Origin of the sequence: uncultured Pseudoxanthomonas sp., assembly GCF_947498795.1 — a bacterium.
Taxonomy (GTDB): Bacteria; Pseudomonadota; Gammaproteobacteria; order Xanthomonadales; family Xanthomonadaceae; genus Pseudoxanthomonas_A.
The window spans coordinates 216,570-228,870 of sequence record NZ_CANMLQ010000002.1 but is presented as its reverse complement, the minus strand read 5'-3'; the positions used below and the strand labels follow the sequence as shown (position 1 = coordinate 228,870).

Here is a 12,301-nt window from a genome sequence, read left to right as displayed (position 1 = left end):
GCCGTCCGCGCCTCCCCCATTCCTCCAGAACGTATGGGAAGATAGATTCAGGTCACAACGTGAACGTTTTCATCCCCGCGCCATGGAAGTCGATTTCCATTCGTTGTACAGCGAACTGCGGGTGCAGCCCGACTGCAGCCTGGACGACTTCAAGCGCGCCTATCGGCGGCGCGTCGCCGAGCTGCATCCCGACCGGCACGGCGACCAGGCCGTGCGACCCGACATGCCGGGAATGTCGTTGCCCGACCTGACGTTGCGCTACAGCCAGGCGATGCAGTTCTTCCGCGCGCATGGCCGACTTCCCGGCAGCCCTCCGCCGCGGGTAAACGTGCGGACCACCCACCTGACGCGTCCTCCGCGCCCGCACGTCGCGCCGGCCACAGGCGAATCCCCGGGATTCGCCAATGTCTCGCAGCGCAGCTGGCTCGTCCTGCTGGTGCTGCTGGCGATCGCCGCCTACCTGGTGTTTTCTTCGCCGCCGGCGTCGGCCGCCCTTCGCTGACCGGCGCGCTCAGCGCGCGCCACGCCCGAACAGCACGACTTCGACGGTCTGCAGCAGGATCATCATGTCGAACACCAGGCCATGGTTCTTGACGTAGAAGAGATCGAACTTCAGCTTCTCTTCGGCGTCCTTCACGGACGCGCCGTACGGATAGCGCAGCTGCGCCCAACCGGTCAGGCCCGGCTTCACGCAATGGCGGACACGGTAGTAGCGGACTTCGTCGTTCAACATGTCGACGAACTGCGGGCGCTCGGGGCGCGGCCCGACGAAGCTCATGTCGCCGCGAAGCACGGCGAACAGCTGCGGCAGTTCGTCCAGTCGCGTCTTGCGGATGAAGCGGCCAACGCGCGTGGTGCGATCGTCGTCCTTGCTCGCCCACACCGCGACGCCGCCCTTTTCCGCATCCGTCCGCATGCTGCGGAACTTGGTCAGCTTGAAGTGGTTGCCACGCTCGCCGACGCGGATCTGGCTGTAGAGGATCGGGCCACCGGATTCGAGCCATACCGCCAGCGCGGTCAGCAGCATCAGCGGCCACGCGAGCAGCAACAGCGCGCCTGCCGCGAGCAGGTCGAAGAACCGCTTGCTGAGTCGCCTCGGCGTGGAGTAATCGAAGCCGCCGGAGAAAACCAGCCAGGACGGATCGACGATGTTCAGCTGCACCATGCCGGCTTCGCGTTCGAAGAAGGTCGACAGGTCGATGACGTTCACCCCGTGCTGCACGCACTGAAGCATGTCTTCCATCGGCAGGCCGCCGCGACGCTCGTCCGGTGCGATCACCAGCTCGTCGATCTGCAGGTCTTCCACCAGGTCCGCCAGCGTGCCCTCGGGCTTCACCAGCAGGTCATCCCGCACGACCACCGGCTGGCCGGCCACGGGCACGAAGCCGACCACGATGAAACTGCGGCGGTCCGCCTTGCGCCGCATGCGGCTGTTGATGAGGTCGGCGTTGTTGCCGGCGCCCAGCACGAGCAGACGCTGCTTCAGCACATCCGTGCGGAACAGGCTCACGGACAGCATGCGCACCGCCACGATGCCTGCAGCCGACAGCGCCAGCGACAGCGCCAGCACGCCGCGGCCGATGTACGCCTGCGGCACCAGGTAATACAGCACGATCAGCGCGATGCCGCCGAGCACGAACGACATCAGGAAGCGCAGGAAGAAGTCCATGCGGCTGTGGCGCATGTGCACCTGGTAGAGGCCGAACGCCGCCATGGCGCCGGTCAGGCTCAGCGCCACCAGCAAGGCGCGCGCCGGCGCATGTTCGACGAACTCCAGGTGGGTCTCCTGGTCATTCAGGAAGCGCAGCCAGGCCGAGCCCAGCACGGCCAGCACGATGATCACCACCTCCAGCAGCCACAGGAACCGGATGGCCCTGGACTTCTGGCTCGCATGCGTCGACTTCATTACGTCCCCCTGATGCCTGATCGCCGGGCCCGGAACTACCGCCTCGCGCGACGCCGCCGCGTGAGAAGGACCCGGCCCTGATGCCCCTCACTTTCGAAAAACGCAAAAAGTGAGAGATCCGGACACACGCCTGCCCGCCGCACGACGGCCCTAGCGGACTTCGTCCCTTCGCATCGGCCGCAGCCAGCCGGCGATACAGCCGGCACCCGGCGGCCGCGCCACGGCGCAGACGACATCAGGCCCCAGATCCAGCCGCTCGATCTCCACCTCTGCCGTGCCGTCCGGATGCAGCGCTACGACGCCTTCGACAGGCAGGGAGAACGTATCCATCTCGCGTTCCAGCCCGACACCGGCCGCTTTCAGGAAGGCTTCCTTGCGAACCCAAAGATCGAGCAGCGCCGCCGCGCGATCGGCGTCGGGAACCTGCGCAATGCGTGCCGACTCGGCAGCATGGCAGATGCGTCCGGCGATCTCCGGCATGACCTGGGCGCGACTCACCGGTTCGATATCCACCCCGACGTCGCCGGACATGCTCACTGCAACGGTCACCACACCTTCGGCGTGGCTCAGACTTGTCTGTTCCAGCCTGCCCTCGAGCATGGGTCGACCGCGGGCATCCCGCGTCAGCGGTACCTGTGCCGCCGGGACACCCAGGGCGTGCGCCAACACCAGGCGATGAAACGCGTAAGCCAGCACGAGGTCTGCACGATGTCGTGGCTGCCGCTGCCGCTCCGCACGCCCGCGCTCGCGCGGATCGATGATCGCCAGCGCCTGCGTCTCCCATGCGCGCCAGTCCTGCAGCGCGAAGGCGGCTATCAGTACGTGTCGTTCCAGCGCAGGCTTCAATGCAATGCCGTTCAGCCACTGCGGAAACACGGATGCCATCGCGTCCGCGGACGGGTAGCGATCCGGTGAAAGCCCCGGGGGATGCGCGGATACGAAAGACATGCCGATGTCGGAATCACTACGTGAGCGAACCATCTTCGTCACGTATGCCACGACACGAACAGGTCACGCGGATCGCGATGACGCACGATCAGCGAAACCCCGAAACGCAAAGAGCCAGCGGATGGCCGCTGGCTCTTTGCGTTCGTAATGGCGCGCCCGGAGAGATTCGAACTCCCGACCGCCTGGTTCGTAGCCAGGTACTCTATCCAGCTGAGCTACGGGCGCGTGAGGAGCGGAATTATGCGTGAAGCGTTTTCCGCCCGTCAATCTTTTTTCTACCACTTCTTTGCACGACGACATTGTGCAAAGCACTACCGGAACACATCCCGCGAGCCTCGTTCGAGTGCCCGCTCTCGCCATCTTTCCGGCGCGTCACCCGACAAGCACGGGCAACCGCGGAACTGGCGGAGTGAGAGGGATTCGAACCCTCGATAAGGCTTTTGACCCTATACTCCCTTAGCAGGGGAGCCCCTTCAGCCGCTCGGGCATCACTCCGGTTTGACGCTCGTTGCAGCCAAGCTGCAGCGGCCGCATAGGATAGCGGCTCACCGCGCAGGCGGCAAACAAAATCAATCGGACGTGACGTTCTCCGACGCCGCATGCGAAGAGATTTCTTCGCCGCGCTGGATGCGCTGGTAGATTTCTTCGCGGTGCACGGCCACATCCTTGGGCGCAGTGATGCCGATGCGCACCTGGTTGCCTTTGACGCCGAGCACGGTCACCGTGACCGAATCGCCGATCATCAGGGTTTCGCCGACACGGCGGGTCAAGATCAACATGTTTCTTCTCCGTAATCCGGCAAAGGATAGTGCCGGGGGCGCGTCGGCACCGTGAAATAGGGCCGCCGGCTTCCTGGTACATTCATGAACCTAAAGCATGTTAGCGGCCGGAGGCACGCGGCCGCAAGCGCCGTCTGGTCCAATAGAGGGGTCAACCGAGGCGCTGCCGGACCCATTCCGGAATGGCCTGGAGGGCTGTCGCAAGGGCGGGCCCGTCCTCACCACCACCCTGGGCGAGGTCCGGGCGACCACCGCCCTTGCCACCGATCTGACTGGCGATATGTGAGAGGAGTTCCCCCGCCTTGACCTTGCCGGTTGCGGCGCCGTTCACGCCCGCCACGAGGGCAGCCTTTCCGTCCGATGCGCCGGCCAGCACGATCACGGTATCCCCCAGTTGCTGCTTCAGGCGGTCGACCGCGTCACGAAGGGCCTTGGCATCGAAGCCTTCCAGGCGGGAGGCGAGGACACGGATTCCGCCAACGTCCACCGCGGCACTGCCCAGATCGGACGTGGCACTGGAGGCCGTCTTCGCCTTCAGGGATTCCAGCTCCCGCTCGAGCTTCTTCTGGCGGTCTGCCAAGGAGCGGATCTTTTCGACGATCTCGCCCGGACTGCCGCCCAGCAGACCGGCAGCCTCGGACAAGCGACGCTCCTCGTCGGCCACATAGTCCAGGGCGCCCTGCCCGGTCACGGCCTCGATGCGCCGGACCCCGGCGGACACACCGCTCTCGCCGATCAGCTTGAACAGGCCGATGTCGCCCGTGCGCCCCACATGCGTGCCGCCACAGAGCTCCGTGGAGTAATCGCCCATCTTCAGGACGCGGACGTTTTCTCCGTACTTCTCGCCGAACAGCGCCATGGCGCCGAAATCCAGCGCCTCCTGCATGCCCATGTTGTGCACTTCAGCGGCGTTGTTCGAGCGGATCTGCGCATTGACGCGACGCTCGACCTCGGCCAGTTCGGCCGGCGTCATCGGCTGGAAATGGGAGAAGTCGAAGCGCAGCCGGTCGGGCGCGACGAGCGAGCCCTTCTGCTGGACATGGGTGCCGAGCACCTCACGCAGCGCCGCATGCAACAGATGGGTGGCGGAGTGGTTCAGGATGGTATCCGCGCGGCGCGCGGCATCCACGGAAGCGACGACATGGTCACCCAGCTTCAACACGCCCTCGGCGACGCGGCCGGCATGGCCATGGAACTGGCCGGCGAACTTCAACGTGTCCCCGACCTCGAACCGCACGCCCTGCTCGACCAGCACGCCCGTATCACCGACCTGGCCGCCGGATTCCGCGTAGAAGGGCGTGCGATCCAGGATGACGACCGCCTCGTCGCCCGCCGCCACGGATGGCACCGGACGCCCCTCCTTCAGCAGCGCGACGATCTGCAGGCCACCCGCATCGAGCTGGTCGTAGCCCAGGAACGCGGTCGGCGAGAGCTGGGCCACCAGGTCGGCAGGCAAGCCAGTGTTCGATGTGAACTTGCCGGCGGCACGCGCGGTCTCGCGCTGCTGTGCCATTGCAGTATCGAACCCGGCCATGTCGACCGTCAGCCCGCGTTCTCGGGCGATGTCGGCGGTCAGGTCTACCGGGAAGCCGTAGGTGTCGTACAGCCGGAAGGCATCGACGCCGGGAATGACGCCATCGGCGACGCGCGCAGCGACGTCGTCGAAAATGCGCATGCCGGAATCCAGTGTCTCGGCGAACCGCTCCTCCTCCGCCTTGAGTGCGCGCTCGACCAGGGCCCGGGCGGCAGGGAGTTCCGGATAGGCATCCCCCATCAGGTCGGAAAGCGTGTCGACCATCTTGTGGAAGAACGGCTGGCGCATGCCCAGCATCCAGCCGTGGCGCAGCGCGCGGCGGATGATACGGCGCAGCACGTAACCCCGGCCTTCGTTGGACGGCAGCACGCCGTCGACGATCAGGAAGCTGCAGGCGCGGATGTGGTCGGCGATGACGCGCAGCGACTTGTTTTCCAGGTCGGCCGTGCCGGTCAGCTCCGCCGCCTTGCGGATCAGGCCTTGGAACAGGTCAATCTCGTAATTCGTGTGGACGTGCTGGAGTACCGCCGCCAACCGCTCCAGCCCCATGCCCGTGTCCACGCACGGCGCCGGCAGCGGCACGAGCGTGCCATCGGGCTGACGATCGAACTGCATGAAAACGTTGTTCCAGATCTCGATGTAGCGGTCGCCGTCCTCGTCCGGCGAACCCGGCGGACCGCCGGCGATATGCTCGCCGTGATCGTAGAAGATCTCCGTGCATGGGCCGCAGGGGCCGGTATCGGCCATCTGCCAGAAATTGTCCGATGCGTACGGCGCGCCCTTGTTGTCGCCGATGCGGACGATGCGCTCGGCCGGCAGGCCGATCATCCTGTTCCACAGGTCGTAGGACTCGTCGTCGGTGTGGTACACCGTGACCAGCAGCCGTTCCGGTGCCAGCCCCCACACCTCCGTCAGCAGTTCCCACGACCAGGCGATGGCTTCCTTCTTGAAATAGTCGCCGAAGGACCAGTTGCCAAGCATCTCGAAGAAGGTGTGGTGCCGGGCGGTGTAGCCGACCGAATCAAGGTCGTTGTGCTTGCCTCCCGCGCGCAGGCAGCGCTGCACGTCGGCCGCGCGCACGTAGCTGCGCTTCTCGGCGCCCAGAAACACGTCCTTGAACTGGACCATGCCTGAGTTTGTGAAGAGCAGCGTGGGATCGTTGCCGGGCACCAGCGAGGCGGAGGGCACGATGGTGTGGCCCTTGCCGGCGAAGAAATCGAGGAAATCCTGGCGGATCTGGCGGGTGCTGAGGGTCTTGGGAGTGGTCATCTGGCAGGCATTGGCTGGAAGGCGCCTCACTGCGACGCACCATCCACAACATGCGGACGCGGCCGGGGGAAGCAACCCAATGCGCTAGATTATCAGGCCGCCCCGCCCCAGTCCTCCGGCTCCATCTGGCTGGCAGCGCGCACCGCTGCGGCGTCGAAGCCGCGCCGGACCAGGAAATCCGCGATCTTTCGCGATTGCGCCGGATCGATCCGGCGGGCTGGACCGAAACGGCGGCGGACGAGGTCGCATGCCGTTTCGGTCCAGTCGCCATCGAAGGTGGCCATGGCCGCCGCAACCGCCTCGCGATCCAGCCCGTGGGTGGACAGCTCGGCCCGGATGCGCAGCGGACCATACCCCCCTGAGGCCCGATTGCGGACGAGGGCCTCGGCAAAGCGCGTGTCGCTCTGCCACCCCTCCTCCGACAACCGGTCCACGGCCGATCGCACATCGGCCGCTTCCACACCGCGGGATGCCAGCTTGCGGGACAGTTCCCGCCGGGAGTGCTCGCGCCGGGTCAGCAGGCCGAGGGCCCGCTGCAGTGGCGTCTGCGGGGACGACGGGCGACGCCCCCGCTTGCCGCCGCCGGCTGGCTCATCCTGTTCGCTCATCACCTGCCGCCTTGCGCTTACTCGCCGTCGTCGGCGCTCTCATCGCGCTGCGCCTCGGCGGGCTGGAACTTCTCGCGCAGCTCCGACTCGAGCTTGGCGGCGATGGCCGGATTCTCGCGCAGGAAGGTGCGGGAATTGTCCTTGCCCTGCCCGATGCGCTCGCTGCCGTAGCTGTACCAGGCACCCGCCTTCTCGACCAGCTTGGCCTCGACACCCATGTCGATCAGTTCGCCCTCGCGGCTGATGCCCTCGCCATACAGGATCTCGGTGACGACCTGCTTGAACGGAGGTGCCAGCTTGTTCTTGACCACCTTGATCTTGGTCTGGTTGCCGATGATCTCGTCGCCTTTCTTGATGGCGCCGATGCGACGGATGTCGAGGCGGACCGACGCATAGAACTTCAGCGCGTTGCCACCGGTGGTGGTTTCCGGGCTCTGGCCGGGCATCATCACGCCGATCTTCATGCGCAACTGGTTGATGAAAATGACCGTGGTGTTGGAGCGCTTGATATTGCCGGTGAGCTTGCGCAGCGCCTGGCTCATGAGGCGTGCCTGCAGGCCGGGCAGCTGGTCGCCCATCTCGCCTTCGATTTCGGCCTTCGGGGTCAGGGCCGCGACGGAGTCGATGACCACGATGTCGATGGAGCCCGAGCGGACCAGCATGTCGGCGATCTCGAGCGCCTGTTCGCCGGTATCCGGCTGCGACAGCAGCAGATCGTCGACATTCACGCCCAGCTTGGCGGCGTAGATCGGGTCGAGCGCGTGCTCGGCATCGATGAAGGCCGCGGTGCCACCCTGTTTCTGGCACTGTGCGATCGCCTGCAGCGTCAGCGTGGTCTTGCCGGAGGACTCCGGACCATAGATTTCCACCACACGACCGCGCGGCAATCCGCCGATGCCCAAGGCGATGTCCAGCATCAGCGAACCCGTGGGAATGATCTCGACGGGCTCGATCACCCGGTCGCCCATGCGCATCACCGAACCCTTGCCGAACTGGCGCTCGATCTGGGTCAGGGCAGCGGAAAGGGCGCGCTTCTTGTTCTCGTCCATCGTCGTGGTCCTAGTCAATGTGGTCAGGTGCGATCAGTGTGGTGGGTGCCCATCGCACAGGCTGCGACGGAGCGGGCATGAGTGAAATTACGTCGGGGCACGGGTTGCGGACATCGGGGCATGCCGTGCCCGGGCATCGGGAAATGCCGTTCGCCGGCATCGGACATGCCCGTCACCGATTGGGCCTCACCAGCCCGCAATACAACCCTTCGATGGCGAAGTCCTGATCGGGCAGCACTTCGATGGGGGCGTAGTCCGGATTGCGCGGGAGCAGGCGGATGCGGTCTTTCCCGATCTTCAGCAGCTTGACGGTGATGGCGTCGTCGACCCGCGCCACCACGATCTGGCCAGAACGGGCGTCCCGTGTGCGGTGAACGCCGATCAGGTCACCATCGAAGATGCCTTCGTCGCGCATCGAATCTCCCTTGACCTTCAGCAGGTAGTCCGGGGCAGGCGCGAAGAAGGCGCGGTCCAGCAGCACATAGTCATGGTGGCCCGCGTCGGCCCCGATCGGAGCACCGGCAGCCACCTGCCCGAGCACGGGCACGCGGAGGCCGTCGTCGTTGGCGGCCGGGAACGCAAGGTCGGGCTGCGCCGATGCCGGCACCTTCAACAGGCGGATCCCGCGTGCCCGGCCGGGAACCCGCTCGATGACGCCCGCCTGCTCAAGTGCCTCGAGGTGGTACTGCGCGGCGCGTACTCCCTTGAAACCGAAGGCCTTGGCGATTTCCGCCTGCGACGGCGGCATGCCCTCGGCTTCGAGCCGGTCGGCGATCAGGGCGAGGATGGCGTGCTGGGTATCGGTCAGGTCCATGGTTAGTAGTAATACTACTAACCCGGCCGTCTGGCAACCGGTCGCGCGGGAGGGATTCCGTCAGGATCCCGGCTACAGCCGTTCCAGGCCCGCAAGTGCGGTCGCCACCGTCTGCCGGCGTACCGCCTCACGGTCACCTGCGAACTGGAAGACCTCCGCCCGCGCGTAGCCCCCGCGCCGCTTCCAGCCTATCCACACCGTGCCGACCGGCTTGTCGGGGCTGCCACCCCCGGGGCCGGCGATGCCGGTCACGGCGACGGCGACGCTGGCACCCGAGTTGACCAGCGCACCGGAGACCATTTCGATGACGGTTTCCCGGCTGACGGCGCCGTGCGTTTCAAGCGTCTGCGGCCGCACGCCCAGCAGGGCCTGCTTGGCTTCGTAGCTGTAGGCGGCCAGGCCGCAGTCGAACCAGTCCGACGAGCCCGCGATATCGGTCACGCACTTGGCGATCCAGCCTCCCGTGCAGCTTTCCGCCGTGACCAGGTGATCGCGGTCCTGCCGCAGGCGTTCGCCGACCTGATGGGCCAGGGCGCGCAGTTCTTCATCGGTGGGGGCTGACATCATCGGTTCCGACGGGGGACTGTCGTGTTGTAGCCGATTTGCCGCGCGCTGTCGCCCGTCGGGCACACAAGAAAACGGCCCGCCAGGGGGCGGGCCGCTCGCCACATCGTGCGAAGGGGATCAGTAGCGGACGCGGAAGGTCACGCCGTACATGCGGGGCGCACCGAGGAACGCGTTGAAGGTGTTGAAGGGATTGTTCGGGGCCGGCGAGACGTTCTGCAGCGGACCGTCGAAACCGACCTGCACGTATTCCTCGTCGGTGATGTTGGTGCCCCAGAACTCGAGCATCCAGCGCTGGTCCTGCGCGCCGATGCCGAAGCGCGCGTTGGCGACCGTGTACGCGCCCTGCATCTTCTCCGGGTCGAGGTCGGAACCGGTGTTGTACTCGGACACGTACTTGGCACCGATGTTGAAGCGCGCCATCAGGCTGCCCACGTCCCATTCATACGTCACCGATGCCGAACCGGACCACTTCGGAGCGAAGCTCATCTGCGCACCGGGCAGCTTGTACAGCGCGCCGGTCGGCGAAACGAAGTCGCCGCCGGGGATGTTGTCGCCGTAGGTGGTGTCGGCATACATCAGGCCACTCTGCAGCATCAGACCGCGTATCGACCTGGGCTGCCACATCAGTTCGGCATCCAGACCCTGCGAGGTGACTTCCGGGATCGAGCGCACCACGAAGCTCGTGCCCAGGAAGCTGTTGAGCTGGAAGTCCTCGTACTTCTGATGGAACAGGGTGGCGTTCAACAACAGGTTGCCGTCGAGCCAGGTGGTCTTGGCGCCCAGCTCGTAGCTGTCGACGAACTCACCGCCGAAGGAGGTGTCCAGGACAGGCTGGATGCCGTTCGCACTGCCGCTGCTCAGGCCGTTCGACGACTGCACGCGGTCGAGGTTGAAGCCGCCGCCCTTGTAGCCGCGCGCGAACGAACCGTACGTCATCACGTTGTCGTTCCAGCGGTAGGCGGCCTTGAGCGTGCCGGACCACTCCTTCTCCTCGCGGCTCTGCACCGTGTCTCGCGACGGTGCGTTGTGCAGCGGATTGGCCCAGGGCAGGCAGCCGTATCCGACCACCGTGGGGGCGGCGGCGCTGGCCTGCGCTACCGTCAGGCCGCGCGCCACCAGGGCGGCGACGACCTGCGCGGGATTGGCCAGCATGGAACCGCAGCCCGCACCGCCGTTCGGATTGCTGTAATTCGAAATCAGCGTCTTCTTCTCGCGCGTGTAGCGCAGGCCCAGCGTCAGGTCGAGGGCATCGGTGGCATGCCACGTGTTGTTGGTGAACAGCGCCGTGCTCTTCGCGCTCTGCTGGTAAGTATCCAGCGCACCCAGGCCGGCGAACACCGTGCCGAACGGGCGACCAGTAGCCTGCGAGAGGAACAGCGGCGCGGTCGGCGAGGTGCCCAGCGCGGGATTGATGATCGACAGCAGCGCGACCGACAGGTAGGGCTCGTAGTGCGGACCGATGCGATAGGTCTCGGTGCGATCCAGGTCTTCGTCCGTATAGAACGCGCCGACCATCCAGTCGATGCGATCGGTCGCGCCGGTCAGGCGGAATTCCTGGCTGAAGGTCTTGAAGCCGGTGAACGACTCGTCCTTGTCCGCCACGCGGTACAGGATGTCGGCCGTGCTGAAGTCGTAGTCGAGGCCGTTGATCGCCTCCCATTCGCGCTGTGCGGTGATCGAGGTCAGCGTGGCGCCGCCGAACCAGGACGAGTCCCAGTTCACTTCGACGGCAACACCATTCTCCTTGATGTCCTGGGTGGTCGGCCGGTTGCTGTAGGCCACGCGGTTGAACGGGTCGTCGCCCGGCGCGGCCACGGCCTGGCCGCCGACCAGCCGGTTGAGGATGGCGGCCGTCGCACCCACGGTCGTCTGTACCGCCGCGCAGCAGTTCTCCTCGCGGCTGGTGAAATCGCCGGACAGCATGATTTCCAGGTTCTCGGTCGGCTCCAGCAGCACCTTGCCGCGCATGGTATGGAAGTTCTGATCGTTGTCGTCGGTCTCGCGACGCGGGCCGGCGCCCGTGCGCACATCCATCCAGCCGTCGCGCTTGCGCTTGGCGGCGTAGATGTTGAACGCACCCACTTCGCCCAACGCGTCGTTGTACGCGCCCGACACGCCGATGGCGTTGTAGTTGCCGAGCGTGATCTCGCCTTCCGCGCTCTGCGTATAGCTGGGACGGCGTGTGACCACGTTGATGACGCCGGCGGAGGTGTTCTTGCCGAACACGGTGCCCTGCGGGCCCTTCAGCACTTCGATGCGCTCCAGCTGGCCGAGGTCGCCAAAGCCGACGCTGTTGCGGGGGCGGTACACGCCATCGATCACCACGCCTACCGACGATTCCAGGCCGACATTGTCGCCGACGGTACCGATGCCGCGGATACGCGCGGTGGTAATGGCCTCGCTCTGGGTGCTGGTTACGGTCAAGCCCGGCACCAGGACCTGCAGGTCCTTGATGTCGCGCACGCCGGTGTCCTGCAGCAATTGCTCGGACACCGCGGTGATCGCGATCGGCACGTCCTGCATGGCCTCCTCGCGCTTCTGCGCGGTGACCGTCATGGTCGCGAGCGTGGTGGGTTCCTCATCCGTCGCCGGCGCGGCGGCCTGCTGCGCATACGCATGCGAGCTGGCGCAGAGCGCGGTGAAGACGGCAAGCGAAAGCGCTTTGTGCCTGGGCGATGCGTTGACCATGTTCTCCCCTCCCAAGGGTCATGTCTGGCGGTTGATGCTGTGGTGTACCTGATGTGGCGAGCGGCGATGCCGCTGACGACGAACGCAACTCCCCTTGCGTCAACGCGAAATTAACACCGGCTTCACAGCACGGCATTCT

10 protein-coding genes and 2 tRNA genes are annotated in these 12,301 nt (G+C 65.9%); 1 reads left to right on the top strand and 11 read right to left on the bottom strand.

Annotated features, from left to right (window positions below):
• Nucleotides 1–82 precede the first annotated feature (82 nt).
• Complete coding sequence (locus Q0907_RS07300; protein ID WP_296280659.1) at nucleotides 83–502, top strand: J domain-containing protein; 420 nt, start codon at nucleotides 83–85, stop codon at nucleotides 500–502.
• A gap of 9 nt (nucleotides 503–511) precedes the next feature.
• Here the strand turns inward: Q0907_RS07300 and Q0907_RS07295 are convergent, their stop codons facing one another.
• The 11 genes from Q0907_RS07295 to Q0907_RS07245 form a co-directional block, all read right to left on the bottom strand.
• Nucleotides 512–1,906, bottom strand: coding sequence for a TIGR03013 family XrtA/PEP-CTERM system glycosyltransferase (locus Q0907_RS07295; protein WP_296280657.1), 1,395 nt, complete (start codon nucleotides 1,904–1,906; stop codon nucleotides 512–514).
• 150 nt (nucleotides 1,907–2,056) lie between these two features.
• Nucleotides 2,057–2,905 carry a 4'-phosphopantetheinyl transferase superfamily protein gene (locus Q0907_RS07290; protein WP_299342911.1) on the bottom strand — a complete coding sequence of 283 codons (849 nt, stop codon included), beginning with the start codon at nucleotides 2,903–2,905 and terminating at the stop codon, nucleotides 2,057–2,059.
• Nucleotides 2,906–3,002: 97 nt separating this feature from the next.
• Nucleotides 3,003–3,079: transfer RNA gene (locus tag Q0907_RS07285), tRNA-Arg, on the bottom strand.
• Nucleotides 3,080–3,256: 177 nt separating this feature from the next.
• Nucleotides 3,257–3,349 (bottom strand) — tRNA-Ser (locus Q0907_RS07280).
• 74 nt (nucleotides 3,350–3,423) lie between these two features.
• Nucleotides 3,424–3,633, bottom strand: a complete 210-nt coding sequence (gene csrA, locus Q0907_RS07275; protein ID WP_296280654.1) for a carbon storage regulator CsrA — start codon at nucleotides 3,631–3,633, stop codon at nucleotides 3,424–3,426.
• A 151-nt stretch (nucleotides 3,634–3,784) separates the two neighbouring features.
• Nucleotides 3,785–6,436, bottom strand: coding sequence for an alanine--tRNA ligase (gene alaS / locus Q0907_RS07270; RefSeq protein WP_299342909.1), 2,652 nt, complete (start codon nucleotides 6,434–6,436; stop codon nucleotides 3,785–3,787).
• Between the two features lie 92 nt (nucleotides 6,437–6,528).
• On the bottom strand, nucleotides 6,529–7,044 hold the full coding sequence (recX, locus tag Q0907_RS07265) for a recombination regulator RecX (RefSeq protein WP_299342908.1): 516 nt from the start codon (nucleotides 7,042–7,044) through the stop codon (nucleotides 6,529–6,531).
• A 17-nt stretch (nucleotides 7,045–7,061) separates the two neighbouring features.
• Entirely contained in the window at nucleotides 7,062–8,093 is a 1,032-nt protein-coding gene (gene recA / locus Q0907_RS07260; protein ID WP_296280649.1) for a recombinase RecA, read from the bottom strand.
• A gap of 172 nt (nucleotides 8,094–8,265) precedes the next feature.
• Complete coding sequence (gene lexA, locus Q0907_RS07255) at nucleotides 8,266–8,907, bottom strand: transcriptional repressor LexA (protein WP_299342905.1); 642 nt, start codon at nucleotides 8,905–8,907, stop codon at nucleotides 8,266–8,268.
• Nucleotides 8,908–8,979: 72 nt separating this feature from the next.
• A complete protein-coding gene (locus Q0907_RS07250) occupies nucleotides 8,980–9,471 on the bottom strand; it encodes a CinA family protein (RefSeq protein ID WP_296280645.1) in 492 nt (163 codons plus the stop codon).
• Nucleotides 9,472–9,591: 120 nt separating this feature from the next.
• Nucleotides 9,592–12,162, bottom strand: a complete 2,571-nt coding sequence (locus tag Q0907_RS07245) for a TonB-dependent receptor (RefSeq protein WP_299342903.1) — start codon at nucleotides 12,160–12,162, stop codon at nucleotides 9,592–9,594.
• Nucleotides 12,163–12,301: the final 139 nt, after the last annotated feature.